This window comes from Aquabacterium sp. CECT 9606 (assembly GCF_918741295.1).
Taxonomy (GTDB): domain Bacteria; phylum Pseudomonadota; class Gammaproteobacteria; order Burkholderiales; family Burkholderiaceae_C; genus Aquabacterium.
On the sequence record NZ_CAKKNB010000004.1, the window covers coordinates 622,382 to 648,573 of the forward strand.

Sequence of the window (26,192 nt, forward strand, 5' to 3'; positions counted from 1 at the left end):
GGCCCAGCGTGCAAAAGACCGTCGTGCTCAATGTCGTCGGGATGACACCGGCCTTGCTGAGCCATGCGCCGAATCTGCGCGCTCTGGCCGAGCGAGGGGGGCTGAGGCCGCTGAGCACGGTCACCCCCGCGGTGACGTGCTCGGTGCAGGCCACCTTCCTCACGGGAAGGCCTCCCAGCGACCATGGCTGCGTGGCCAACGGCTGGTACTTCCGCGATCTGGCGGAGCCCCTGTTCTGGCGCCAGAACAATGGCCTGATCCAGGGTGACAAAGTCTGGCACGAGGCCCGTCGGCGCAATCCAGACTTCACCTGTGCCAAGCTTTTCTGGTGGTACAACATGCACGCCGACGTGGATTGGAGCGTGACGCCCCGGCCCATCTACAAGGCCGATGGCCGCAAGGTACCGGATTTCTACGCTTCGCCTTCGGGCTTGCACGGCGAGTTGCGCGCCAAGTTGGGTGACTTCCCGCTGTTTCGATTCTGGGGGCCCACGGCGGACATCATCTCCAGCCGCTGGATCGCGGACTGCGCCATGCATGTCTACGACACGCGCAAGCCCGCGCTCACCCTGGTCTACCTGCCGCACCTGGACTACAACCTGCAAAGGCTGGGTCCCGCCCATCCCGACATCCCTTCCGATGTGGCCGCCATCGACGAGGTTTGCGGCGACATCATCCGCAAGGTGGAGGCCGATGGCGCCCGCGTGATCGTCCTGTCGGAATATGGCATCACACCGGTCACCGGTGACGTCGCCATCAACCGCGCCTTGCGGAATGCAGGCTGGCTGGCCACGCGCGATGAACAGGGCGAGGACAAGCTGGATCCCGGCGCATCGGATGCCTTCGCCCTGGTCGATCACCAGGTAGCGCACGTTTACGTGCGGCGTCCCGAGCTGGTGCCCAAGGTCAAAGCCCTGCTGGAGCAACTCGACGGCATCGAGCAGGTGCTCGATGCGGAGGGCAAGCGCGAGGCGGGGCTGGACCACGAGCGGTCCGGTGAGCTGGTGGCCATCAGCCGGAGTGACCGGTGGTTCAGCTACTACTTCTGGCTGGATGATGCGCGCGCACCGGACTTCGCGCGCACGGTCGACATCCACCGCAAGCCCGGCTACGACCCGGTCGAACTCTTCATCGACCCGGCCATCCGCCTGCCGAAGCTGACGCTGGCCTGGAAGCTGTTGCGCAAGTTCTGCGGCATGCGGACCTTGATGAACGTCATCCCGCTGGACGCATCGCTGGTGAAGGGATCGCACGGCCGCCCCACCGATGACCTCGCCGCCGGCCCACTGATGATCAGTTCGCGCGCGGATCTGCTGCCCAAGGGCGTGGTGGCGGCGACTGCCGTCCACGACCTGATCCTGGACCACCTGTTCACCTAGGCGCTTGATGCCGACCAGGTGCGCACCCATCACAGAGAGGACAAGCCGAGATGCAACGTCAAGAGTTCGAACAATTCGCGGCCATGGGCTACAACCGGATCCCCATGAAAAGGGAGCTGGTGGCCGATTTCGAAACCGCGCTGAGCGCCTATGCCAAGTTGGCGCAGGGGTCTCATTCCTATCTGCTTGAGTCGGTGCCGGGACGGGCCGAAAACTGGGGGCGCTACTCGATCATAGGACTGCCCGGCAAGGTGGTGGTCAAGGTGCGGGGCCTGCGCATCCAGGTCGAGGATGAGGGGCGGATCTTGGAAGACGTGGAGGTGGATGACCCCCTGGTCTGGCTTCAGGAGTACGCCACACGCTTTCGTGTCGCACCTTCAAGCGGTGCCGTTCCCTTCGTGGGAGGACTGGTGGGCTACTTCGGCTACGACACCGTCGCCTACATCGAACCGGGGATGGTCCGCGCGCGCCGGGAAGATCCGCTGGATGTGCCCGACATCCTGCTGGTCGTGTCCGAGGAAGTCGTCGTGTTCGACAACCTGCGTGGCCAGCTTTCACTGGTGGTGCTGGCCGATCCTGCCGTCTCTGACGCCTACGAGCAGGCCCAGGCCAGGCTGGATAGCCTGGAGGCGGTATTCCGTGAGCCAATCAGCACCCCCTTGCGCGGTGGCCGCCGTGTGCCGTCGTCCGGCGGGCATGCCCACGCACTGGAGCAGTCGGCAACGGCCTGGTTCGACAAGGCCGATTTCGAGGCGGCGGTGCGGCGCATCCAGCGCTACATCGTCGAAGGCGACGTGATGCAGGTGGTGCTGTCGCAGCGCATGTCCATGCCGGTCGAGGCGCAGCCGCTGGACATCTACCGCGCCCTGCGCAGCCTCAACCCCTCGCCTTACATGTTCTACATGGATCTGGGCGAGTGCCACGTCGTGGGCTCGTCGCCAGAGATCCTGGTGCGCTTGCGCGACGGCGAGGTCACCGTCAGGCCGATCGCCGGTACTCGGCGCAGGGGTGCGTCGGCGGCGGAGGATCGGATGCTGGAGCAGGATCTGCTCGCGGACCCGAAAGAGCGCGCCGAACACATCATGCTCATCGACCTGGGGCGCAACGATGTGGGGCGCATCAGCGAGGCAGGCAGCGTGAAGGTGACCGAGCGCATGCAGGTCGAGCACTATTCGCATGTGATGCACATGGTCTCCAACGTGACGGGCGTCCTCAAACCGGGCACGTGCGCCATGGACGTCCTGCGCGCCACTTTCCCGGCGGGCACGGTGAGCGGGGCTCCCAAGGTGCGGGCGATGGAGATCATCCATGAGGTGGAGCCCGTCAAGCGGGGCATCTATGCGGGCGCCATCGGCTACCTCTCGTGGTCGGGGGCCCTGGACACCGCGATCGCGATCCGCACGGCGGTCGTCAAGGATGGCGTGCTGCACATACAAGCCGGTGCGGGCATCGTCGCCGACTCGGTGCCCGAGCTCGAATGGGAAGAGACGATGAACAAAGCCCGGGCCATGTTCAAGGCCGTGGCGGAGGCCGAAGGCGGTCCTCACCTTGCCGCGGCCTGAGCGCCCAGCACTTCTTCTTCAAGCAACCATCGGAGCACAACATGCTGTTGATGATCGATAACTACGATTCCTTCACCTATAACCTCGTGCAGTACTTCAGCGAGCTCGGGGCGCAGGTGCAGGTCCACCGCAATGACCGGATCACCGTGGACGACGTCCGGCGCCTGGCGCCCAGCCACATCGTGATCTCGCCCGGGCCGTGCAGCCCCAGCGAGGCTGGCGTGTCGCTGGATGTGGCACGTTATTTTGCAGGGCGTGTGCCCATCCTGGGGGTGTGCCTCGGGCACCAGACGCTGGGGCAGGTCTTCGGTGGCCGCGTGGTGAGGGCGCGCCGGCTCATGCATGGCAAGACGTCCATGATCCATCACCGGGGGACGGGGGTTTTTCAGGGCCTGCCGACACCCTTCGAGGCCACCCGCTACCACTCGCTGGCCGTCGACCGCGACAGCCTGCCGAGTTGCCTGGAGGTGACGGCGTGGACAGAGAGCCCCGACGGCAGCTTCGACGACATCATGGGCCTGCGGCACCGAACCCTGCCGATCGAGGGGGTGCAGTTCCACCCTGAATCCCTGTTGTCCGAACATGGTCACGCGCTGCTGGGCAACTTCCTGCGTCCCCGTGTGCTGGTCGAGCGCGAACTGGCGGAGGCCTGCTGAACATGGAAGCCGATGTGGATGTGAAAGCGGCCATCCAGGCCGTGGTGGCGCGGCGCGACCTGCCGCCGCACACGATGCAGCAGGTGATGCGGCAGGTGCTGGGGGGGCAGGCCTCGCCTGCACAGATCGGCGCGCTGCTGGTCGGCTTGCGCATGAAGGGCGAGTCCGTCGGCGAACTGACCGCCGCAGCCCAGGTCATGCGCGCCTTCGCACGCGGTCTGCGCACCGAGCATCCCCACCTGGTGGACACCTGCGGCACGGGGGGGGACGGTGCCCACATCTTCAATGTGTCGACCGCCTGCGCCTTCGTGGCCGCGGCCGGTGGGGCCGTCGTGGCCAAGCATGGCAACCGGTCGATCTCCAGCCGCAGCGGCAGCGCCGACCTGCTTGAAGCCGCGGGTGCCCGCCTGGACCTGCCCGACGCCAGCCTGAGCGCCTGCCTTCAGGAAATGGGCATCGCTTTCCTGTTCGCGCCCACCCACCATCCCGCCATGGCCCAAGTGGCCGGTCCGCGTCGCGAGTTGGGTGGTCGCAGTCTGTTCAATCTGCTGGGCCCGCTGAGCAACCCCGCTGGCGCGCGACGCCAGGTGATCGGCGTGTTCGACGCCGCATGGCTGAGCCCCATGGCCGAGGTGTTGCGTGAGCTGGGCAGCGAGCACGTGATGGTGGTCCATGCGCAAGACGGCCTGGACGAGATCAGCGTGGCGGTGGCCACCGACGTGGTCGAGCTCCGCGATGGGAGCCTCCACCGCTACAGAATCGCTCCGGAGACCTTTGGCATGCCGCGCTCCTTGCTGTCGACGCTGGTGGTCGATGGCGCGCCGGACAGCCTGCGCATCATCCGCGAGGTCTTCGCCAACCGACCCGGGCCGGCTCGGGACATCGTTGTGCTCAACGCTGGAGCCGCACTGTATGTCGCCGGCATCGAGCCCACCCTGGAGGCCGGCGTGCATCGCGCCGACCAATTGGTGGCCGATGGCAGCGCGGGCCTGCGTTTCGATGCCTTCATCCAATTCACGCAGCGAGTCACCCCCTCATGAGGACGCCATGATTCCCACGACCCATCCCATGCCGCCCCCGCCCAAAGACCTGCTCCAGACCATCTTGAAGACCAAGTTCGAGGAGGTCGCCGCGCGCAGCCAACTGGTCAGCAGCGAGTCGCTGCGCAGGCAGGCCTTGTCGATGCCTCCTGCCCGCGACTTCCTGGCGGCCATCAGCGCGCGGCTCGGTGCTGGTCAGGCCGCGGTCATTGCCGAGATCAAGCGAGCATCGCCCAGCCGGGGCATGCTGCGCGAGCCATTCGATCCGGTCGCGATCGCCCAGTCCTATGCCCTGCATGGTGCGGCCTGTCTGTCGGTGCTGACGGACGAACGCTACTTCTCGGGCAGTGCCAGTTTCCTGCGGCAGGCCAGGGCGGCGTGTACCTTGCCTGTCCTGCGCAAGGACTTCATCGTCGATCCCTACCAGCTCTACGAGGCCAGGGCCATGGAGGCGGACTGCGTGCTGCTCATCGCGGCGGCCTTGTCCGATGCCCGGATGGCCGCGCTCGCTGACGAGGCGCAGGAACTGGGCATGGCCGTTCTGCTGGAAGTGCACAACATGCGCGAACTGGAACGGGCGCTGCGCATTCCCACGCCGCTCATTGGCATCAACAACCGCAACCTGGTCACTTTCGAGATCCGCCTGGACACGACCTTGCAATTGCGCAAGTCCGTGCCGCCCGACCGCATCCTCGTGACGGAAAGCGGCGTCAGCACGCCCAGCTATGTGGCCATGATGCGCTCACAGGGCGTGCACAGTTTCCTCGTCGGTGAGGCCTTCATGAAGGCCCCGGACCCTGGCGAGGCCTTGACGCGGCTGTTCGGGGACATGGCCGGGGGGCCCCCGGCACATTGACATGGCTACAGGGGCTGATCCAGCGCCTGGCGGATGTCGGCGATCAAGCGCCGGGCCGCCTCCACTGCTTCTTCCCGGGGCACCGCGGCCATCTCCTGGATCACCTTGCTGCCGATGATCACGGCGTCCGCCACGGAGGCTACCGCGCGTGCCGTCTGCGCATCCCGGATACCGAAGCCCACGCCCATGGGCAGCTTGACGTGCCGGCGGATCAGGGCCAGCCGCTGAGCCACCTCGCCCGTGTCGATGTGCGAGGCGCCCGTCACTCCCTTGAGCGAGACGTAGTAGCTGAAGCCGCGGCCCATGCGGCCAACCTCTTTCATGCGTGCCTCGGTCGAGGTGGGGGCCAGCAGGAAGACCATGTCAAGGCCCACGCGTTCCAGTGCTGCATTCAAGGCCTCGGCTTCCTGCGGAGGGTAGTCGACCACGATGACGCCATCGACACCCGCTTGGGCGGCGGCCGCCGCGAAGGGCTCGATGCCCATGTGCTCGATGGGATTGGCATAGCCCATCAGCACCACCGGCGTGCGTGGGTCGGCCTGCCGGAAATGGTGCACCATGGCCAGTACGTCCTCCAGGCCGATGTCGAAGGCCAGTGCCCGTTCGCAGGCCCGCTGGATCACGGGGCCCTCAGCCATGGGGTCGGAAAAAGGCACGCCCAGTTCCAGCACATCGGCGCCCGCTTGGACCAGTGCGTGCATCAGGGGCACGGTGAGTGAAGGGTGCGGGTCGCCCGCGGTGAAGAAGGGGATCAGTCCCTTGCGGTGACGCCTGCGCAGCGCGTCGAAGGTCTCGGCGATTCTGGACATGGTGTCACTCCTTCGTGTCGGCTTGAGTCTGTTGAGCCAGCGCCAGCCGTTCGGACACGGTGTGCATGTCCTTGTCTCCCCGCCCTGACAGATTGGCCAGGACGATGTGCTGGGGGGACAGTGTGCTGGCGAGTTTGGCGGCATGGGCGAGCGCGTGGCTCGATTCGAGGGCGGGGATGATGCCTTCGAGCCGGCAGCAGTCGTGGAAAGCCTGCAGGGCCTCGTCATCGGTGACCGTGACATAGCGCGCGCGGCCTGTGTCCTTGAGCCAGGCATGTTCGGGCCCCACGGCGGGATAGTCCAGCCCGGCCGACACCGAGTGCGTGTCGATGACCTGTCCCTTCGGATCTTGCAGCAGGTAGGTTCGGTTGCCGTGCAGCACCCCGGGAGAGCCCGCCGTCAGTGAGGCCGCGTGCCGCCCGGTGTCGAGGCCTTCGCCGCCGGCTTCCACGCCCACCAGCGACACCGACTCGTCGCCGATGTAGGGGTAGAAGATGCCCATGGCGTTGGAGCCTCCGCCCACGCAGGCCACCACGTGGTCGGGTTGGCGGCCGGTCAACTCGGGCATCTGTGTCAGGCATTCCTGCCCGATGACGGACTGGAAGTCGCGCACCATCATGGGATAGGGATGAGGCCCCGCCACGGTGCCGATGATGTAGAAGGTGTCCTCGACGTTCGTGACCCAGTCGCGCATGGCCTCGTTGAGGGCGTCCTTCAAGGTGCGTGAACCGGATTCGACCGGCACGACCTGCGCGCCGAGCAACTGCATGCGGTAGACGTTCTGCACCTGACGGCGCACGTCGTCCGACCCCATGTAGACCACGCACTTCAAACCGAAACGTGCACAGATCGTCGCGGTGGCGACGCCATGCTGGCCCGCGCCCGTCTCGGCGATGATGCGCGTCTTGCCCATGTGCCTGGCCAGCAGCGCCTGGCCGATCACATTGTTGATCTTGTGCGCGCCCGTGTGGTTGAGGTCTTCGCGCTTGAAGTAGATGCGGGCGCCACCCATCTGGTCCGACCATCGCCGGGCGTGGTAGATCGGCGACGGGCGGCCGACGAAATGGCGAAGTTCGGTGCGGAACTCGTTCAGAAAATCGGGTTCGTCGCGCAGGCGCTCATAAGCCTGCTGGAGCTGCTCCAGCGCGTGGACCAGCGTCTCGGACACGAAGGTGCCACCGTAGGGCCCGAAGTGGCCCTGGGCATCGGGGTGCTGGTGCTGTTGATTGCGGTGCAGGGCTTTCGCGGCATGCGCGGCGCCCAGTCCTGGGTTGGCCTGGTCTGTCATGGGTGTCTCTGTTCAAAGAAAACGGATGGCGCCAAGGCGTGGCGCACCGCTGCGCCGCACGGTGAGTGCGCTGCAGGCGGGTCGCCAGCTTGGAGGGAGGGCGCGTCAGCGGACGCGCGAGGTCGACGCCGTGAGTGGCGTCACGCGCAGCATCGTTCGCGGCGCGTCTGTTCGAGCCACCATTCGAAACGGCCGGAGGCGCGGCTTCTTTGCGAAGAGCGAACGGGCATGACCATGAAACGGTGTGGAGTCGGAGGGAGGTTTTCCCATTCTAGAAGGAGCGCCGTGACCTGCAAGTGACAAATCGTGAGATCAGGCGGGGGACGTGTCCGCCTGGGTGCGGCGTCCGAACATGGCCCAGCTTTCAAGCAAAAGCACCACTTCTCCACGCTGGTTGATGCCTTCCCAGCGCGATTGGGTCAGGCCAACGTGGGCCCGGCTCTTCATCGGCCGATTGGCCAGCACCGTCAGGACCGCGCGGATCTCGTCGCCCACCATCACCGGCTTGAGCCATTTCAGGCTTTCCAAGCCGGGCGATCCCAAGCTGGACGAGTCCAGCAAAAAGCCGTCGCACATCAGGCGCATCACCATGCTGCTGGTGTGCCAGCCGCTGGCCGCCAAGCCGCCAAACAAGGATGCTTTGCCGGCTTCTTCGCTCAGGTGAAAAGGTTGGGGATCGAACTTTTGTGCAAAGTCGATCACTTCATCGCGATCGACCAGCTTGGGCCCGAAGGTCATGGTCAGACCAGGGGTCAGGTCTTCCCAGAACCAGCGAGGCGCCGTTGGGTTTTGTTGGCTCATGAGGCAGTGCGGGTTGGGGCGTTGAAAGGGGTCCAGGCGCCGCTGGACAACAGGGTACCCAGAACGATCACTGTGGTGCTGGCCATCATGGAGGCACTGACCTGTTCGTTCAGGAACAAGCTGCCCCACAACATGCCGAACACGGGGATCAGGAATGTCACGGTCAGGGCCTTGGTGGGGCCGACTCGGGCAATCAATCGGTAAAACAGCAAGTAAGCCAGCGCCGTGCACAACACAGCCAGGCCCAGCGCGGCGCCCCAGGTCTGGGCGGGCACCTGGCCCCAGTGCAGAGTGGGGCCTTGCACCGACTGGGGCCCCAGCCACCAGGCGGGCCAGGCCAGCATCAAGGCGGCGCAGCCCAGCGAGCCGGCACTCACGCTGACAGGCGACAGGCCGCTGAGGTAGCGCTTGGCGTGGTGCACCGCCAAGGCGTACATCAAGGTGGAGCCCAGGCACAGTGCCACGGCCTGCCACGCGGCACCTGAGCCAATCTGAGAGCGGTCAGCCGCCAGCAGGGCCACGCCACCAATGCCAATGGCCAAGCCCAGCAGTCGGCCCGCCGACAGGCGCTCGCCCGCCCACCACCATCCAACCAGCGCGCCCCACAGCGGGGTCGTGGCGTTGAGGATGGACAGCAGCCCGGCGGGGAGCGAACGCGCCGCCTGGCTGAGCCCCAGGAATGGCAACACGTAGGAGAGCAGGGCAGAGACCAGCAAGGCGGGCAGCCACGGCTTGAGGCGGGCCAGATCGCCTCGGAGCATCACCACCGGCAATAGCAGCAAGGCGGCACCGGTGACCCGAATCGCGGCCACCGCCAGTGGGCCCACCACCGGCGCGGCCATGCGCAAGAACAGGAAGGAGGCGCCCCACACCGCGGCCAGGAGCAGCATTTCGAGGGCGTCGCGCGCCTTCATACCAGCGCGGCCTGCCCAAAAAACGCGGGCTGAAGGCGTTGGCCGCGAAACAGGTGTCCTTCTTGGGTCAGCAAGGCCATTTTGCGGTGCATGCCACCCGAATAGCCGGTCAGCTGGGCATCGCGGCCGATCACTCGATGGCAAGGAACGATGATCGAGATCGGGTTGCGGCCCACCGCCATGCCCACCGCCCGGTTGGCCCGCGGATTGCCAAGACGCTGGGCAATGTCGCCGTAACTGCAGGTCTCACCATGAGAAATCGTCAACAGCGCGCGCCACACGTCTTGCTGGAAGGGGGTGCCCACCAAATCCAACGCCACATCAAAAATCACCGCGTTGCCACTGGGCTCGGCCCAATAACGCTGCAATTGCACCTCAACACTCTGAAAGAGCTCGTCGTGTGGATCCTCCGGCGCGTGCAGCGTGCCGGGGAAATCGCGCTGGCCTTCGGCAAACCACAGCCCGGCCAAACCCAGTGCCGTGCGCGCGAGCAAGACCTTGCCCAAAGGCGTGTCGATGTGCGTTTGCGCGGTGTACATGGTGTGGAACAAGAGGTGCATGGTCGCCGAGCTGGCATCCTATCTGCAATCCGTCACAGGTCCATCGCGCAGGGTCTCTAGAATCCGTCCTCAAGGCGCACCCGTTGCGCCACCCGATCACAGATCCCATTCCATTCAAATCAGCAAAGGAACACCATGCAAGTCACCGCATCCATTTTCAAGGCATACGACATCCGCGGCATCGTGGACAAGACCTTGGACGTTGCCATGGCTGAGCACCTGGGCCGCGCCTTTGGCACCGAAGCACTCAAGCTGGGGGAAAAAGCGGTGGCCATTGGCCGCGATGGCCGCTTGTCTGGCCCCAGCCTGGCTGCAGCCCTGATCAAGGGCCTGCGGTCCACCGGCATCAACGTGATCGACCTGGGCGCCGTCACCACCCCCATGCTGTATTACGTGGCCGCCACCCGCGGCGACCAGGGCTGCCACAGCGGCATCCAGGTCACCGGCAGCCACAACCCCAAGGATTACAACGGCTTCAAGATGGTGCTGGGTGGGCGCGCCATTTACGGTGACGACATCCAGGGCCTGCGCAAGCGCATCGAGGCCGAAGACTACGCCACGGGCAGTGGTGCCCTCAGCGAGCTGAACATCCTGGCCGAGTACACCCAGCGCATCGTTGGCGATTGCAAGCTGGCCCGCCCCATGAAGATCGTGGTCGATTCTGGCAATGGCATTCCCGGCGCCTCGGCCCCCGGCATCCTGCGTGCGCTGGGCTGCGAGGTGATCGAGCTGTATTCGGAAGTGAACGGCGATTTCCCCAACCACCACCCCGATCCTTCCAAGCCCGAAAACCTGGTCGATCTGATCAAGGCCGTGAAGGAACACGGCGCCGAACTGGGCTTGGCCTTTGACGGTGATGGCGACCGCCTGGGCCTGGTCACGCAGGATGGCAACAACATCTTCCCGGACCGCCAGATCATGCTGTTTGCCCGCGACGTGCTGACGCGGGTGCCCGGTGCCCAGATCATTTTCGACGTGAAGTGCAGCCAGCGCCTGGCCCAGGCCATCCGCGAAGCCGGTGGCGTGCCCACCATGTACAAGACCGGGCACTCGCTGGTCAAGGCCAAGCTGAAGGAAACCGGAGCGCCCCTGGCCGGTGAGATGAGCGGCCACATCTTCTTCTCCGAGCGTTGGTATGGCTTTGACGATGCCACCTACACGGCCGGTCGCCTGCTGGAGATCCTGAGCAAGGTGAGCAACCCCAGCGCGGTGCTCGATGCCTTGCCCACCAGCTTCAGCACGCCTGAGTTGAACGTGGCCTGCGCCGAGGGCGAGCACCACGAGGTGGTGGCCAAGCTCAAGGAAACCGCCAAGTTCCCCGATGCCTTGGAGGTGATCACCATCGACGGCTTGCGCGCGGACTTTGCCGACGGCTTTGGCTTGGTGCGGGCGTCTAACACCACGCCGGTGCTGGTGCTGCGCTTTGAAGGCCAGACGCAAGCCGCGCTGGACCGCATTCAAAAGCAGTTCATGGCCGCGATCCTGGCGGTGAAGCCTGACGCCCACGTCGGCGCCAGCGCGCACTGACCCAGGTGATCAAGACCTGGTTGGCGCAGCAGGCCTACACCCTGCTGCTGCGCCTGTTGCTGCCCGCTTATCTTTGGCGAGTTTGGCGGCGTGGCCGTCAGGAGCCGCTTTACCGCCTGGAGTGGCCTGCGCGCCTGGGCTGGTACGGCAAGGCGCATCGGCAGGCGATCTTGGCGGCGCCAACTTCGGCTGGGCCCGTGGTGTGGGTGCATGCCGTGTCATTGGGCGAGACCCTGGCCGCTCGCCCGCTGATCGCCGCCTTGCGCGAGTCCTGGCCGGGCATGCGCCTGCTGCTCACCCATGGCACCGCCACCGGGCGCGAGGCTGGCCGCGCCCTGCTCCGCGAGGGCGATGTGCAAACCTGGCTGCCTTATGACACCCCGGGCGCCGTGCGCCGCTTTTTGCGGCAGCACCGGCCTGCCATCGGCATCCTGATGGAAACGGAGATTTGGCCCAATGTGCAGCGTGGTGCCCAGGCGCTGGCCGTGCCCATGGTGCTGGCCAACGCCCGCCTCAGCGCCAAGAGCCTGAGGCAAGCCTTGCGCTTTGCGCCTTTGCTGCGTCCTGCCGCTGAAAGCCTGGCCATGGCCCTGGCGCAAACCCAGGCCGATGCCGAGCGCCTGATCCAGGCTGGTGCCCAGCAGGTCAAAGTGTGTGGGAACGTCAAGTTCGACCTGACGCCATCGCCAGACCTGCTCGCGCAAGGGCGACGCTGGGCCGCGCTGAGCGAGCGGCCGGTGGTGCTGGCAGCCGTCACTCGGGAAGGAGAAGAGGCCGAGTTGCTCGAGGCCTGGGTGGGTCTGGCGCGGTCGGGCGCCGAGCATCGCCCCTGGCCGCGCTTGCTGATCGTGCCGCGCCACCCTCAGCGCTTTGACGAGGTGGTGGGGCTGGTGGCCCAGCATGGGCTGAGCCTGTCGCGCCGAAGCCAATGGGGCAACGACGGACCGGGTGCCCAGGCCCTGGCTTGCGATGTCTGGCTGGGTGATTCAATGGGTGAAATGGCGGCGTATTACGCCTTGGCCCGGGTGGCTTTGCTGGGCGGAAGCTTCGCGCCCCTGGGCGGCCAGAACCTGATCGAGGCGGCCGCCTGCGCCTGTCCTTTGGTCATGGGCCCGCACACCTTCAATTTTGCTGACGCGGCCGAGTTGAGCGAAGCGGCGGGCGCGGCCGTGCGCGTGGCTTCCTTGCCTGAAGGGTTGAAGACCGCCCTGGCCTTGATGGAGCCCGCCCGGCATCAAGCCATGGCAACACAAGCCCTGCACTTTGCGGGTAAGCACCGCGGTGCGGCTTACCGCATGTCGCAAGTTTTGACCGAATTGGTGCGTTTCCCCCCGGTCTGAGGGGTTTTGGTGCATGCCTTCCCCCTCAAGCTCGGGATGGTTAAGGCGCACCGCCGTGGGACACAATGTATCTACACGTAAACAAACCCCTTGTTTGCATGCAAAGGAACGTATGGGAATTGCACTGAACAAACTGAAAATCGCCGTCTTGTCGGCCTTCCTGGTGGCGGGCGCCCAAGCTGGTGCAGCGACCACTGCTTTGGGCTTGCTGGGCACGGGCGACACGGAATTCAGCAATTCCTTCTGGAGCACGGGCACCTTCACCGACTATTACACCTTCACCCTGGGCGCAACCAGTGGTGGTGTGGGCGGCTCGGTCCTGACCACGGACTTGTCCTTGTTCACCCGTGATCTGGACGTGACCCAATTGGCACTGTCCGGTGGCACCCTGGGATCGACCCTGGTGGACACCGATGCCAGCGACGGTTTTTCGTTCAACGGGCTGGGCGCAGGCGCTTACACCATGGCCTTGACGGTCACGGTGGGCAACAAGGCCACCTTCTTCTCCAGCTATGGCGCCTACCAGGGCACCATCCACGCCCAGGCATCCACAGCTCCGGTGGCTTCCCCGGCGCCTGAACCCGCTGACTTCGCCATGGCCCTGATGGGTCTGGCTGGTGTGGGCTTCATGGTGCGTCGCCGCCGTTCGGCACGCTGAGACCTTAAGGTCGACAAGGAATGACGGGCCTTCGGGCCCGTTTTCTTTGGGGCCTTGCCATGGCGCTGTCACCGATAATGACTTTTTCAGACTTTGGAGTCGGGGGCCTATGCGCATGTTCAAACTGGGTTGCTTGTCGTCGTTGATGGTGGTTTTGACCGCCTGCGGGCCCGACAAGGCCCCCGCCGATGGCCAGGTTGTGGCGTTGGTCAATGAGGACGAAATCTCGGTGCACCAAGTGCAGGCCGTGCTCGAGCGCCAACCCGCCCTGGTGGGCCAACTGGGCCAGGCTGCGGGCGAGAAGGTCCTTCAAGGGCTGATCGAGCAAGAACTGGCCGCCCAAGCTGCGCGTGCGCAGAAGCTCGACAGCACGCCCAAGGTTTTGCAGGCCATGGCGCTGGCCAAACGCGAGATTCTGGCGCGCGAATACCAAGACCGCCTGGCCGACAAGGCGGTGCCGCCCAACACGGGCGACATCGACCGCTATTACGACGAACACCCCGAGCTGTTCAAAGACCGTCGCCGGTACACGATCCAGGAAATGGCCGTGAAGGTGAGCCCGGCCGACGCGCCGGCCTGGCGTGACCGGCTCAAAGCGACGACCAGCCTCGCAGAGGCCAACGAGGTGGTGCGCGCCAGCGGTTTGCCGGCCACCAGCCGCGAAATGGTGGAATGGGCGGAGAACCTGCCGTTGGCTTTGCTCAAGCAATTTTCAAAGCTGGAGCCCGGCCATTCGCTGGTATTGGAGCGGCCGGACGGCTTGGTGATCGGCACCCTGGTGCGCACCGAAGCGGCTTCGGTCAATCGGCGTGACGCCGCGCAGGCGATTCAGTCCGTGATGAACAACCAGCGTCGCCGCGAGGCGGTGGCCAAGGGCATGGAAACCTTGCGCCAGGGCGCCAAGATCCAGCTGTTGGGTCCGTATGCCAAGGGTGCTGGCGCGTCGGCAGCCGGTGCTTCGTCGGCTTCCTCGGCCCCGTGAGCAGCCTGGCCTTCGCGCTGCCTGCCGATCCTGATCGGCGGTTCTGGGGCATTGCCGGCCTGGGCCTGGCGGCCCTGGTCCTGCCCACCTTGTGGGATTTTTTGTTCGGCGAGTGGTCTTCGTACAGCCAGGGCCATGAGGTGCTTTTGTTGGCGGCCGCAGGCTGGTTGTTCTACCGGCAGTCGGGCCCCATCGCGGCCTTGCCTGATCGGCCCACAGGGTGGGCGCCGATCCTGCTGCTGGTGCTTGGCCTGACGCTGTACGCCTTTGGTCGCACCCAACAATTCCTGCGCCTGGAGATCCTGTCGCTGTATGTGGTGCTGGTGGCCGTGCTGGCCTGCTTCAAGGGCTGGGCGGTGCTGCGGCGCATCTGGTTCGTGCTGCTGTTCTTGCTGTTCGTGGTGCCCTTGCCGTTTGCCATGGTCTTGGTGGTGACGGGCCCCTTGAAGGAAGCGGTGTCGGTGGTGTCCAGCACCGTGTTGGGCTGGGTGGGTTACCCGGTCGGGCATGTGGGGGTTGTGATCACGGTGGGCCAGTACCAACTGCTGGTGGCCGAGGCCTGCGCAGGCTTGCACTCCATGTTCATCCTGGAGGCCATGGGCCTGCTGTACAGCAACCTCATGAACTACCAGTCGTGGCTGCGCAATGTGCTGCTGGCCGTGCTGGTGGTGCCCTTGTCCTTCCTGGCCAACGTGCTGCGGGTGATGATTTTGGTGATGGTGACCTACCATCTGGGCGACCGGGCGGGGCAGGGTTTTCTGCACCACTTCGCGGGCTTGGTGCTGTTTGGCCTGGCGCTGGCCTTGATCGGAGGGGCCGACCGGCTGTTGGGGGCGGTGCTGCCTGAGAGGTTTCGGCAATGACGAGCCCCAACCGGACCAAGGCCTGGCTGCTCGCGGCCAGCATGGTGGCCGTGGCTGGCCTGGCCGCCATCGGCAAGCCGAACACGCAAGCCGGGATGGACGTGCGCGCGCAGGTGCCGCTGGAGTCGATCTTTCCCAGCCAGTTTGACGATTGGCGCCTGGACCCGGCCAGTTCGGTGTTCGTGCGGCCGGCCGTGGACAAGGCCAAGCAGTTCCAGATGTACGACCAGGTGCTGGAGCGCACCTACATCAATGGGCAGGGCCAGCGCTTGATGCTGTCGGTGGCCTATGGCCGCCAGCAGTCGGTTGGTTTGCAGATGCACCGCCCTGAAGTCTGCTACCGGGCTGGCGGGTTCACGGTGCAAGGCGTCACGCCAACAGTGATCGAGGTGGCGGGGCAGGCTCTGCTAGTGACGCACCTGCAGGCGCACATGGACGGCCGTCCCGAGCCCATCACCTACTGGCGCTTGCTGGGCAATGGCGTGGTGAGCGACGACTCATCATTCAAGTTCCAGCAGTTGTCGCTGGGCTTGCGGGGGCAGGTGCTGGATGGCCTGTTGGTGCGCGTGTCCAGCATTGACCAGGATACCTTGGGCGCGCACCGTTTGCAGGCGCGTTTTGCCGATCAAATGGCGCGGGCCATGGACCCGCCAACGCGTGTTCGGGCGTTTGGCGTGCCCCCGGCCTCATCAGGCTTGAAGTGATTGCCACTCGGGGTGGCGCTTGATGCTCATACCCAGCCCAGCGCACCCAGCACCGCGCCCAAGGCGACCAGGGCGATCAGCGGGACTTTGGTGCGCCACACCAGCAAGGCCACGGTGGCGCTCAGCAGCAAGGCGGCGGGGTGTTCAACCGACGGCGCCAGCAGCCAGCCCGTGGCCAGCAGCAGCCCGATGGTGACCGGCGTCATGCCGGATTGAAACGCTTGCACGCCCAGCCAGTCGCGGCGCGAAGCAACCCAGCGCGAGGCGGTCAATGCCAGTGTGCTGGACGGGATCATGATGCCGACGAGGCTGGTCAAGGCGCCACCCATGCCCGCGCTGTACCAGCCGATCAGGCCCACGAACAGCACGTTGGGGCCAGGCGCGGCCTGGGCCAGGGCGATGGCGGCGGTGAAATTTTCATCGGACAGCAGGCCGGCTTCGGTGACGAGGCGGCGGTGCATCTCGGACACCAGGGTGATGGCCCCGCCAATCGACATCAAGGACAGGGCCAGGAAGTGTTGGAACAGATCCCACCACAACTCCGGTGCCCAGCCCAAAGGGGATGGCGGGGGGCTCATGCGGCCCGCCACCGCAACACGGCGTAGATTGCCACGCAGGTGGCGCCCCCCAGCCCCAGCAGCACCCAGACCAGCGGCCAACGCAGCCAGGCCATCATGCCAAAAGCGGCGGCCACCAGGGCGAGGCTGACGCTCAGGCTCAAGGGGTGTTGCTTCAAGGGCGCGGCCAACCTCAAAACCGTGCCCACGATCTGCCCAGCTGCCACGGCGGCGATACCGGTGAGAGCGCCACGGACCAGGCCATGGGCGGTCGAGTCGTGGGGGAGCAGGGCGATGATCCACGCCAGGAACAGCATCAGGATCAGGGGGGCGGTCATCATGCCGGCCAATGCCACGGCGGCCCCGCGCCAGCCAAAGAAGCGGTCGCCGATCATGAGCGACAGATTGCAAACGTTGGGGCCGGGCAGCACTTGCGCGGTGCCCAGCAGCTCCACGAACTGCTTGGGCGTCAGCCAGCGACGACGTTCACACAATTCGCGTTGGGCAATGGCGATCACGCCGCCAAAGCCCTGCAGGGCCAGCACCGTGAAGGCGATGAACAACTCGCCCAACGATGCGGGCCGGGCGCCGCCGTCCTCCTCGCGGATGGCGAGGCCTGGATCAGGCATACACGGCCACCACCTGGTAACCAAAGGCGGCCAGTTGGCCATCGGGTGTCCACAGGTGAGCGCGGTCGTTGGCATAGCCTTCGTCGTAGGCAATGGTGTCCTGGTCCAGGCGCCACAGGCCTGCAGGATCGACATTGGCAACGGGGCGCAGCTCCAGCGCCCATGACACCGAACTGGCAGGCGCGAAGCTCTTGGCTTGTGACAGCGCGGGGGTGGGGCCGGCGTCGGTCAGGATGATGGCGATGAGTTCGGGGTCCACGCCGTCGCTGTCTTTCAGGCGCAGGTGGTAGCGGGTGAGCCAGTCGCCGCCGCCCGTGAAGGGAAAGGCGCCTTCGGCCAGGCGGAAATCCAGGTGTTGCGTGAAGTTGGGCGTCAGGCCGGGCAGGTAGGGCAATGGCGCGGCCGCTTCGGCACTCACGGGCACGGGCGGTTGCACAGGGCGGTGCGAGGCGATCTGCGAGCTGCGCCCGGTGCCGAACACGCCCAGCAAAATGCCGCACACCTGTTCGACGCCTTGCGCATCAGCCTGCACCACCGTGGCCTTCACCTGGCGCACGTTCTTGCCTTGGCGCAACAGGGCCACGTCAACGTGGAAAGTGCCCCGGCCGACAGGGCCGACGAAGTTGGTCTGCAAGGCGCGCATGGGCCAATCGGCACCGCACACGTCACGCATGGCTTGGACGGACAGCGCCGAGAGCAGGCCGCCAAAGGCGGTTCGCCCCTGCTGCCAGTCTTCGGTCACCTTGAAGCTGACTCGGCTGCCCTGGGCGCTGCGGGCCGCCAGCAAGGCGGACAAAGGGGTGATGGCGGAGAGTTCGGAAGACATGATCGGCGGACCTTGGCGCTGCTGCGATGCGCCATTATCGAACGATCGTGCTTTTTTTGCTGGCTTCCGCTTGTTGAAAAATCAGCTCGATCTGTTCGGGGGGCACCGGGCGGCTGAACAGGTAGCCTTGCGCGATGTCGCAACCCAGTGAAGCCAGGAAGGCTTCCTGGTCCGGCATCTCCACGCCTTCGGCCACCACGTTCAGGTTCATGCCTCTGGCCAGCGAGATCATGGTCTGCACCAATTGGGCGTCGCTGCTGTTGCCGGGCAGGTCCTGGATGAAGCTGCGGTCGATCTTGAGCTGGTGCACCGGGAAGCGCTTGAGGTAGGCCAATGAGGAATAGCCCGTGCCGAAGTCGTCGATCGACAGGGACACGCCCAGCGCGTGCAGCATGTGCAGGAACTGTTCGGCACCCACGCTGGATTCCATCAAACCGCTTTCGGTGATCTCGAGTTCAAGCCGGTGCGCCGGCAGGCCTGTGCGGTTCAGGATGCGCGAGACGCGTTCGACCACGCCGCCACGCCGCACTTCGCTGGGCGACAGGTTGACCGACAGGCGGCCGAAATCGATGCCAGCGTCCAGCCAGGCCTTGCCTTGGCGGCAGGCTTCGTTGAGCACCCATTCGCCCAGCGCCACGATCATGCCGGTGTCTTCCATCACGGGGATGAATTCATCGGGGCCGATGGAGGGCAGGGGCTCCAGCACGCCGTCGGGCGTTTTCAGGCGCACCAGGGCTTCGAGCGCGACGACCTTGCGGTCGGTCAGGCGCACCAGGGGCTGGTAGTGCAGCACGAACTCGCCATGCTCAACCGCGCGGCGCAGGCGCGTTTCCAAGTGCAGGCGGCTGGTGGCGTCGGTGGTGAACGAGCTGGTGTAGAAGCTGAAGCTGTTGCGGCCGCGGCGCTTGGATTCGTACATGGCCGCGTCGGCATCGCGGATCAGTTCGGCGGCGTCCACGCCGTCTTCCGGGTACATGCTGATGCCGATGCTGGCGCGCACGTAGACCTGCTGACCGCTGTCGAGTGTGAACGGCTCGTTCAGGGTATCGAGGATGGCTTGCGCCACGTGGGCGGCCTGTTGCGGGTGGCGCAGGTGCTCCAGCACCAGGATGAATTCGTCGCCACCCAGGCGGCCCAAGGTGTCTTCCTGGCGCACGCGCTGGCTCAGGCGGTGGGCCACTTGCTGCAGCAGGTTGTCGCCAGCGGCGTGGCCCAGTCCGTCGTTCACGGTCTTGAAGTTGTCCAGGTCGACGAAGACCACGCCGACGAGGGTGCGGTGGCGCTCGGCCAGGCTCACTGCATGGGCCAGGCGCTCGTGGATCATGGCGCGGTTGGGCAGCTCGGTCAGGGTGTCGAAGTGGGCCATGCGGGCCAGGCGCTCTTCGGTCTGCTTGAGCTGGGTGATGTCTGTCATCACGCACACAAAGTGGCTGGGCTTGCCGGCCGCCGTGCGCACCGAGCTGACCGACAGCTTGGTCATGAACAGCTCGCCGTTCTTGCGCTGGCTCCACACCTCGCCCTGCCAGCTGGCTTCGGTCATCAGGCCCTTGCGGACATCGCTGATCACATCACGCGGGTTGTCGGGGAAGAGGAACTCGGGCGTGTGGCCCAGCACGTCTTCCTCGGTGTAGCCCGTGATGTCGGTGAAGGCCGGGTTGATGGACACCAGCACGCGCTCACGGTTGAGCACCACCATGCCATCGCGCGTACTTTCCAGAGCGGCGGCGTGCAGGCGGATGCGCTCTTCGGCCAACTCGCGCAGGGATTCGCGGTGCAGGTTGGTGAGGGCGAAGCCGAGGTCGCTGGCCACGTCTTCGAAGAGGGCGCGTTCGTCCTGGTCTTGCGCGTTGAGCTGCTTGTCGAGCAGGAACAGGTGGCCCATCAACTGCATGTCGCGGCGCAGCGGGATGATGGCGCAGCCTTTCAGCCCAAGGCCGATGGCTTCGTCAGCCCAGGCAGGGCGGTTCGGCACTTGCGCCAGGTCGGCGGTGTGGAAGATGCGGCCTTCGTGCATGGCCCGGTCCATGGGCGCATCGTTGTCCAGGCTGGGCAGGAAGCCATCGAAGGCTTGCATGATGGCGTCTACTGGCGAGCTGCCTGGCAGGACCTCGCAGCTCATGATGTCGCCGTCCCACTCGCTCAGCGTCACCCAGGCTTTCTTGAAGCGGCCATGCTCCAGCGCGGCCCGGCACACATGGGTCAGCAGATCGGCCTCGGTGGTGGACCAGACGATGGCCTGGTTGACCTGGCTGAGGAAGTCGTACAAGCGGGTCATGTGCACCAGGCGCTGCTCGGCGCGTCGGCGCGCGGTCACATCCCAGATCATCCAGACAACGCGGTCGCTGTCACCCACGGGGGCGCAACGGCTGTCAAAGTGGCGCTGGCCGCCCATGATGCGGATGGGGTAGCTCAGGGTCTGTGTCTGGCGTGTTTCCAGGGCTTTGGTCAGCGTGCCCATGAACAAGGCCATGTTGGCCGGCGAGAAAAACTTCGAGGCGGGTTGCCCGATCAGTTGCTCGCGCGGGCGGCCCAGCAGCGAGGACGAATGGTTGCCAAAAATCTCGATGTAGCGGCCATCCTTGTCCAGCAGAAAGGCGAGGTCGGGCAGGGCATCGGCAAAGGCCTGCAGTTCGGCTTCGCGGCGCATCAGGGCCTGGGTGGCGGCTTCGCGCTGCTTGTGGGCTCGGCCAATCAGGGTCAGCAGCACCAGGGTCACCAGGCCCACGATGCCCATGTTGATCAGGTCGATCTGCTTTTGCGCATGGGTTTCATCCCGCAGCACGGTTTGCCATTCGGCGCGGGCCTTGGTGGCCGATTGGTCCACCGCTTCCATGGCGGCCATCAATTGCGAGGCCGGAACGGTGCCTGGCTGCTCCAGCCGCTGCTTCAGCAGTTGCTGCGCACTTTGCAGCCGGCTGAGCAAGTTTTGCAAGGTGCCGCGCATGGCGGGGGCCGGCGCTTCCAGCAACCGGGCCGCAGCCTGCACGGCCTCGTTCAAAGGCGCCTGAACACGCTCGTGGTTGGCGGGAATTCGCCCTTCGAGCAATTGTTCGGCCAGCCATTGGCTGCGCAGGGACTCCAGCCGCGTCTGGGCCAGCAGGGTGTCGAAGGCATGGCCACGGTCTTGCAAACCGCGCCAGCTCATGTGTGACCAGGCCATCAGGGCCATGCAGATGGCCGCCAGCGCTGCGACCGCCAGAGCCAAGGGGCCGAAACGGCCAAGGGCGGGCATGGGCAAGGAGTTGGCGCTGGGGTTGGAAGCGGAAGAAGTGATGGCGGTCGCGCTCACATTGGCAGACAGGTGGAGAGAGCTTGGCAGCTTAGGTGAAAAATCGCGTCATGGGCCATGATCTAGGGATGACCCCTTGCGCGACCCCTCAGGCAGGGGTCCGGCCTCATGAACTACTTCACGAAACCATGACCATTCCAGCTGTTTATTCGCCACTGTTCGAAGCGCGCTCGCATTTCATCACCGCCCGCGGCCTGCGACACCATGCCTTGGTATGGGGTGAATTGACGCAAGCCACGGTCGAACAACCGCTGTTGGTGCTGGCCCACGGCTGGATGGACGTGGGGGCTTCCTTCCAGTTCATGGTGGATGCCTTGCGCCAGCTGCCCGGCTGGGAAACGCGCCCCATTGCCGCCATTGACTGGCGTGGTTTTGGTGAAACCAGCACCCCCGCCAGCGACAGCTACTTTTTCGCCGACTACCTGGGCGACCTGGATGCCTTGCTGGACGCCCTGTCGCCCAGCCTGCCAGTTGACTTGCTGGGCCACAGCATGGGCGGCAACGTCGTCATGCTCTATGCGGGTGTGCGCCCGGCGCGCATCCGTCGTCTGATCAACCTTGAGGGCTTCGGCATGCCCGCCACCCAGCCCGACGACGCCCCCGGCCGCTACGTCAAATGGCTGGACGAACTCAAAGCCCCCGCCCGCCTGAAAGACTACGACTCGGTGAACGACGTGGCCAAACGCCTGCGATCCACCAACCCTCGCTTGCGGCAGGATTTCGCGCTGTGGCTGGCCGGCCAATGGGCACGCGAGGAGGGCGGCCGTTGGCTCATCAACGCCGATCCCGCCCACAAGCGCTCCCAACCCATCCTTTACCGGGTGGAAGAAGTGCAGGCCTTCTACAAGCGCCTCACCATGCCCGTGCTCTTTGTCGAGGCCGACCAGACGGTCTATTTCTTGCTCTTCAATGGCAAGTTCACGCGTGACGAGTTCCTGGAGCGCGTCAAATCCGTCCCTAATTTCAGGATGGAAACCATCTTTGATGCGGGCCACATGGTGCACCATGACCAACCCGTGGAATTGGCCAGTCACATCGCCAAATTCCTCAATCCCTGATCTCGGGGATATCGCATGAGAAAATACCCGTTGATCGGCGCCCCGGGCGCCTCCTGAACACCGATTGCGGACACAAGAACATGGACATCGAACACATCAATTCCCTGGGCCAGCAGATTGCTGATTTGGGTCAGCGCACCGCTGACCTGCGGAGGTATCTTTGACTGGGATGAAAAATCCCGCCGCCTGAGCGAAGTCAACGCCGAACTCGAAGACCCCGCCGTCTGGAACGACCCCAAGCGCGCCCAGGAGCTGGGTAAAGAGAAAAAGGCGCTGGAAAACGTCGTCCTGACGATCGCCGAACTGGAATCGGGCCTGGCCGACAACGCCGAACTGTTCGACATGTCCAAGGCTGACAACGATGTCGCCGGCCTGCAAGCCATCTTTGACGACGTGGCCACGCAAGAGTCGCGCGTGAGCGCGCTCGAGTTCCGCCGCATGTTCAACAACCCGGCTGACCCACTGCCGGCTTTCCTGGACATCCAGGCCGGCGCAGGCGGCACCGAGGCCTGCGACTGGGCCAGCATGCTGCTGCGCCAGTACATCCGCTACGCCGAGCGCAAGGGCTTCACGGCCACCGTTGAAGACCTCACCGATGGCGACACCGCCGGCATCAAGAGCGCCACGATCAAGGTCGAGGGGGAGTACGCCTTTGGCCTGCTGCGCACCGAAACCGGCGTGCACCGCCTGGTCCGCAAATCGCCGTTCGACTCGTCGGGCGGCCGCCACACCAGCTTCGCCAGCGTCTTCGTCTACCCCGAGATCGACGACACCATTGAGATCGACATCAACCCGGCCGATGTGCGCACCGACACCTTCCGTGCCTCTGGCGCGGGCGGCCAGCACATCAACAAGACCGATTCGGCCGTGCGCCTGACGCACATCCCGACCGGCATCGTCGTGCAGTGCCAGGACGGCCGTTCCCAGCACAGCAACCGCGATGTGGCCTGGAAGCGCCTGCGCTCGCGCCTGTACGACTTTGAGATGCGCAAGCGCCAGGAAGCGCAGCAAAAGCTCGAAGACACCAAGACCGATGTGGGCTGGGGTCACCAGATCCGCTCCTACGTGCTGGACAACAGCCGAATCAAGGATTTGCGCACCAACGTCGAGATCTCCAACACCCAGAAGGTTCTGGACGGTGATCTGGACGCCTTCATCGAGGCCAGCCTGAAACAAGGCGTTTGAGAAAGCACACCCATGCGTGAAGGTACTGCCCATTTGATCCGCCGCGAAGACTATGCGGCGCCCGCGTTCTGGATCAAGACCGTCGATCTGACCTTTGACCTGGACCCAGCCAAGACCCTGGTCATCAACAAGATGACCCTGGAGCGCAACCCCCAGCAGCCGGGCGCCTCCCTGCGCCTGGACGGCGAAGACCTGAACCTCACGCGGGTGCTGGTCGACGGCGAGTCGGTGAGCTTCCGGGTGGAAGACCAGCAACTGGTGCTGGATAACCTGCCCGACCAGCCCTTCACGCTGGAGATCCGCAACACCTGCGCGCCTGAAAAGAACACGCAGCTGTCGGGCTTGTACACCAGCAGCGGTGGCTTCTTCACGCAGTGCGAGGCCCTGGGCTTTCGCCGCATCACCTACTTCCTGGACCGCCCCGACGTGATGGCCACCTACAAGGTGACCTTGAAGGCCGACAAGGTGAAGTACCCCGCGCTGCTGTCCAACGGCAACCTGGTGGAAGAAGGTGCCATTGACGCCAACCGTCACTACGCCGTCTGGGTCGACCCGCACCCCAAGCCCTGCTACTTGTTTGCCCTGGTGGCCGCCGACCTGGTGCGCCGCGAACAGCGCATCCGCACGCGTGCCGGCAAGGACCACCTGCTGCAGATCTACGTGCGCGCTGGTGATCTGGACAAGACCGAGCACGCCATGAACTCGCTGATGGCCTCCATCGCCTGGGACGAAGCCCGCTTCGGCCTGAGCCTGGACCTGGAGCGCTTCATGATCGTGGCCGTGAGCGACTTCAACATGGGCGCCATGGAGAACAAGGGCTTGAACATCTTCAACACCAAGTTCGTGCTGGCCAACCCCGCCACCGCGTCGGATGTTGACTTCGGCAACGTTGAAAGCGTGGTCGCCCACGAGTACTTCCACAACTGGACCGGCAACCGCGTCACCTGCCGCGACTGGTTCCAGCTGTCGCTGAAAGAAGGCCTGACCGTCTTCCGCGACCAGCAGTTCAGCCAGGACATGGCGGGCAGCCCCAGCGCCCGCGCCGTCAAGCGCATCGAAGACGTGCGCACCCTGCGCCAGGTGCAGTTCCCGGAAGACGCCGGCCCCATGGCCCACCCCGTGCGCCCCGACAGCTACATGGCCATCGACAATTTCTACACGGCCACCGTGTATGAAAAAGGCGCCGAAGTCGTGCGCATGATGCACACCCTGGTGGGCGAAGATGGCTTTGCCGCCGGCATGAAGCTGTACTTTGACCGCCACGACGGCCAGGCCGTGACCTGCGACGATTTCGCCCAAGCCATTGCCGACGCGAACCCCGACAGCGAACTGGCCAAGCGCCTGGATGGATTCAAGAACTGGTACGCCCAGGCCGGCACGCCGCGCGTGCAAGCCCGTGGTGAATACGATGCCGAATTGCGCACCTACACGCTGCACCTGAGTCAGTCGTCCAATCCCACGCCCGGCCAGCCCAACAAGGCGCCTTACGTGATCCCCGTGGCCATGGGCTTGGTGGCGCACGATGGCCGCAGCCTGTTCCTGCACCTGGAAGGCGATGCCGCCCCGATCGGGCCGCAGACCGTGCTAGTGCTGTCGGAAGCGCAGCAAAGCTTCACCTTCGTCCATGTGCCCGTTGAGCCCGTGCCCTCGCTGCTGCGAGGCTTCTCCGCCCCGGTGGTGCTCGAGGCAGAGCTGGACGACGATGCCTTGTTCACCTTGCTGTCGCACGATCTGGACCCCTTCAACCGCTGGGAAGCCGCGCAAAAGCTGGCCCTGCGCCGTTTGCTGGCCGCCGTCAGTGGCCAAGGCCAGGCCGAGTTGGACGAGCGCTTCGTGCAAGCCCTGCGCGGCATCTTGCGCAACCCCGAGCTCGATGCTGCCTTCAAGGACCTGGTCCTGACCCTGCCCAGCGAAAGCTATGTGGCCGAGCAGCTCGATGTGGTCGATCCCCAGCGCATCCACACCGCGCGCGAAGGCATGAAGCTGCAGCTGGCCAAGGCCCTGCACGAAGACTGGGCCTGGGCCTATGAAACCCACCACGACAACGGGGGCTACACGCCCGATGCCGTCAGCATGGGCCGCCGGGCCCTGGCCAATCTGGCGCTCAGCATGCTGTGCCTGGACGCCAGCGTGCGCAACAACCCCTTGTGGACCGGCAGAGCCTTCCAGCGCTACAAGGACGCCACCAACATGACCGACCGCCTGGGGGCCTTGAGCGCCTTGGTGTCCGGCCATTCTGAGCTGGCGCAGGCCGCGCTCGACCGCTTCCACACGCAGTACAAGGACGAAGCCCTGGTCATTGACAAGTGGTTTGCACTGCAGGCCTCCGCCCCCGAAAAAGACGGCAAGGTGTTCGCGCGCTGCAAGGCGCTGATGCAGCACCCCGACTTCACGCTGCGCACGCCCAACCGCGCGCGCAGCCTGCTGATGAGCCTGTGCTCGGCCAACCCGGCGGCCTTCCACCGCCCCGATGCGGCCGGCTACGTCTTCTGGGCCGACCGCGTGATCGAGATCGACGCCATCAACCCGCAATTGGCCGCCCGCCTGGCGCGCGCGCTGGACCACTGGCGCCGCCTGGCCGAGCCTTATCAGACGGCTGCCCGCGAGGCATTGAGCCGCGTGGCCGCCAGGGCCGAGTTGTCGGACGACGTGCGCGAAATCATCACGCGCGCGCTGCAAGACTAAGCACACCTTTCAAACCTCAAACAC

At 65.3% G+C, this 26,192-nt stretch carries 23 protein-coding genes; 14 read left to right on the top strand and 9 right to left on the bottom strand.

The window, feature by feature from the left end; all coding sequences use genetic code 11:
• The first annotated feature begins 8 nt into the window (after nt 1–8).
• The 5 genes from LQ232_RS20105 to trpC are packed head-to-tail and all read left to right on the top strand — an operon-like array spanning nt 9 to nt 5,493.
• A complete protein-coding gene (locus LQ232_RS20105; RefSeq protein WP_230182161.1) occupies nt 9–1,379 on the top strand; it encodes an alkaline phosphatase family protein in 1,371 nt (456 codons plus the stop codon).
• 50 nt (nt 1,380–1,429) lie between these two features.
• Nucleotides 1,430–2,941 carry an anthranilate synthase component I gene (gene trpE, locus LQ232_RS20110; protein ID WP_230182162.1) on the top strand — a complete coding sequence of 504 codons (1,512 nt, stop codon included), beginning with the start codon at nt 1,430–1,432 and terminating at the stop codon, nt 2,939–2,941.
• A gap of 41 nt (nt 2,942–2,982) precedes the next feature.
• The gene (locus LQ232_RS20115; protein ID WP_230182163.1) at nt 2,983–3,597 is read left to right on the top strand and encodes an aminodeoxychorismate/anthranilate synthase component II; all 615 of its coding nucleotides are present in this window, start codon (nt 2,983–2,985) and stop codon (nt 3,595–3,597) included.
• Nucleotides 3,598–3,599: 2 nt separating this feature from the next.
• The gene (gene trpD, locus LQ232_RS20120) at nt 3,600–4,637 is read left to right on the top strand and encodes an anthranilate phosphoribosyltransferase (protein ID WP_230182164.1); all 1,038 of its coding nucleotides are present in this window, start codon (nt 3,600–3,602) and stop codon (nt 4,635–4,637) included.
• 7 nt (nt 4,638–4,644) lie between these two features.
• On the top strand, nt 4,645–5,493 hold the full coding sequence (trpC, locus tag LQ232_RS20125) for an indole-3-glycerol phosphate synthase TrpC (RefSeq protein WP_230182165.1): 849 nt from the start codon (nt 4,645–4,647) through the stop codon (nt 5,491–5,493).
• Nucleotides 5,494–5,498: 5 nt separating this feature from the next.
• On the opposite strand, the gene trpA is transcribed toward trpC, so the two are convergent.
• From trpA to LQ232_RS20150, 5 genes are all read right to left on the bottom strand, one after another.
• A complete protein-coding gene (gene trpA, locus LQ232_RS20130; RefSeq protein ID WP_230182166.1) occupies nt 5,499–6,302 on the bottom strand; it encodes a tryptophan synthase subunit alpha in 804 nt (267 codons plus the stop codon).
• 4 nt (nt 6,303–6,306) lie between these two features.
• On the bottom strand, nt 6,307–7,590 hold the full coding sequence (trpB, locus tag LQ232_RS20135) for a tryptophan synthase subunit beta (RefSeq protein ID WP_230182167.1): 1,284 nt from the start codon (nt 7,588–7,590) through the stop codon (nt 6,307–6,309).
• Between the two features lie 312 nt (nt 7,591–7,902).
• A complete protein-coding gene (locus LQ232_RS20140; RefSeq protein ID WP_230182168.1) occupies nt 7,903–8,391 on the bottom strand; it encodes a MaoC family dehydratase in 489 nt (162 codons plus the stop codon).
• Nucleotides 8,388–9,305: a DMT family transporter gene (locus LQ232_RS20145; protein ID WP_230182169.1), complete on the bottom strand. Its 918-nt coding sequence runs from the start codon at nt 9,303–9,305 to the stop codon at nt 8,388–8,390. The genes LQ232_RS20140 and LQ232_RS20145 overlap by 4 nt, the downstream gene beginning before the upstream one ends.
• Complete coding sequence (locus tag LQ232_RS20150) at nt 9,302–9,865, bottom strand: methylated-DNA--[protein]-cysteine S-methyltransferase (protein ID WP_305878747.1); 564 nt, start codon at nt 9,863–9,865, stop codon at nt 9,302–9,304. Before LQ232_RS20150 ends, LQ232_RS20145 begins: the two co-directional genes overlap by 4 nt.
• A gap of 135 nt (nt 9,866–10,000) precedes the next feature.
• Here LQ232_RS20150 and LQ232_RS20155 point away from each other — a divergent pair, with 135 nt between their 5' ends.
• The 6 genes from LQ232_RS20155 to epsI all read left to right on the top strand — a co-directional run bounded on the left by LQ232_RS20155 (nt 10,001) and on the right by epsI (nt 15,939).
• Nucleotides 10,001–11,392 carry a phosphomannomutase/phosphoglucomutase gene (locus LQ232_RS20155; RefSeq protein WP_230182170.1) on the top strand — a complete coding sequence of 464 codons (1,392 nt, stop codon included), beginning with the start codon at nt 10,001–10,003 and terminating at the stop codon, nt 11,390–11,392.
• Nucleotides 11,389–12,732 carry a 3-deoxy-D-manno-octulosonic acid transferase gene (locus LQ232_RS20160; RefSeq protein WP_371820346.1) on the top strand — a complete coding sequence of 448 codons (1,344 nt, stop codon included), beginning with the start codon at nt 11,389–11,391 and terminating at the stop codon, nt 12,730–12,732. Before LQ232_RS20155 ends, LQ232_RS20160 begins: the two co-directional genes overlap by 4 nt.
• A 112-nt stretch (nt 12,733–12,844) precedes the next feature.
• Entirely contained in the window at nt 12,845–13,390 is a 546-nt protein-coding gene (locus LQ232_RS20165) for an FxDxF family PEP-CTERM protein (protein ID WP_230182171.1), read from the top strand.
• Nucleotides 13,391–13,499: 109 nt separating this feature from the next.
• Nucleotides 13,500–14,372, top strand: coding sequence for an EpsD family peptidyl-prolyl cis-trans isomerase (locus LQ232_RS20170; protein WP_230182172.1), 873 nt, complete (start codon nt 13,500–13,502; stop codon nt 14,370–14,372).
• Nucleotides 14,369–15,235 carry an exosortase B gene (xrtB, locus tag LQ232_RS20175; RefSeq protein ID WP_230182173.1) on the top strand — a complete coding sequence of 289 codons (867 nt, stop codon included), beginning with the start codon at nt 14,369–14,371 and terminating at the stop codon, nt 15,233–15,235. The genes LQ232_RS20170 and xrtB overlap by 4 nt, the downstream gene beginning before the upstream one ends.
• Nucleotides 15,232–15,939: an exosortase-associated protein EpsI, B-type gene (epsI, locus tag LQ232_RS20180; RefSeq protein WP_230182174.1), complete on the top strand. Its 708-nt coding sequence runs from the start codon at nt 15,232–15,234 to the stop codon at nt 15,937–15,939. The genes xrtB and epsI overlap by 4 nt, the downstream gene beginning before the upstream one ends.
• A 26-nt stretch (nt 15,940–15,965) precedes the next feature.
• Here the strand turns inward: epsI and LQ232_RS20185 are convergent, their stop codons facing one another.
• The 4 genes from LQ232_RS20185 to LQ232_RS20200 are packed head-to-tail and all read right to left on the bottom strand — an operon-like array spanning nt 15,966 to nt 21,240.
• Entirely contained in the window at nt 15,966–16,517 is a 552-nt protein-coding gene (locus tag LQ232_RS20185) for a chromate transporter (RefSeq protein ID WP_230182175.1), read from the bottom strand.
• The gene (locus tag LQ232_RS20190) at nt 16,514–17,125 is read right to left on the bottom strand and encodes a chromate transporter (protein WP_230182176.1); all 612 of its coding nucleotides are present in this window, start codon (nt 17,123–17,125) and stop codon (nt 16,514–16,516) included. Before LQ232_RS20190 ends, LQ232_RS20185 begins: the two co-directional genes overlap by 4 nt.
• Nucleotides 17,118–17,951, bottom strand: coding sequence for an acyl-CoA thioesterase II (locus LQ232_RS20195; RefSeq protein WP_230182177.1), 834 nt, complete (start codon nt 17,949–17,951; stop codon nt 17,118–17,120). The genes LQ232_RS20190 and LQ232_RS20195 overlap by 8 nt, the downstream gene beginning before the upstream one ends.
• Before the next feature lie 34 nt (nt 17,952–17,985).
• Nucleotides 17,986–21,240 (bottom strand): EAL domain-containing protein, encoded by a 3,255-nt coding sequence (locus tag LQ232_RS20200; RefSeq protein WP_230182178.1) that lies wholly within the window; start codon nt 21,238–21,240, stop codon nt 17,986–17,988.
• A 128-nt stretch (nt 21,241–21,368) separates the two neighbouring features.
• On the opposite strand from LQ232_RS20200, the gene LQ232_RS20205 reads away from it, so the two are divergent.
• The 3 genes from LQ232_RS20205 to pepN all read left to right on the top strand — a co-directional run bounded on the left by LQ232_RS20205 (nt 21,369) and on the right by pepN (nt 26,168).
• On the top strand, nt 21,369–22,298 hold the full coding sequence (locus tag LQ232_RS20205; protein ID WP_230182179.1) for an alpha/beta fold hydrolase: 930 nt from the start codon (nt 21,369–21,371) through the stop codon (nt 22,296–22,298).
• An 80-nt stretch (nt 22,299–22,378) separates the two neighbouring features.
• A protein-coding gene (gene prfB / locus LQ232_RS20210; RefSeq protein WP_230182180.1) for a peptide chain release factor 2 occupies nt 22,379–23,483 on the top strand; the annotation gives its coding sequence in 2 pieces (ribosomal slippage) (nt 22,379–22,459 and nt 22,461–23,483; 1,104 coding nt in all).
• A 12-nt stretch (nt 23,484–23,495) separates the two neighbouring features.
• Entirely contained in the window at nt 23,496–26,168 is a 2,673-nt protein-coding gene (gene pepN, locus LQ232_RS20215; RefSeq protein WP_230182181.1) for an aminopeptidase N, read from the top strand.
• Nucleotides 26,169–26,192: the final 24 nt, after the last annotated feature.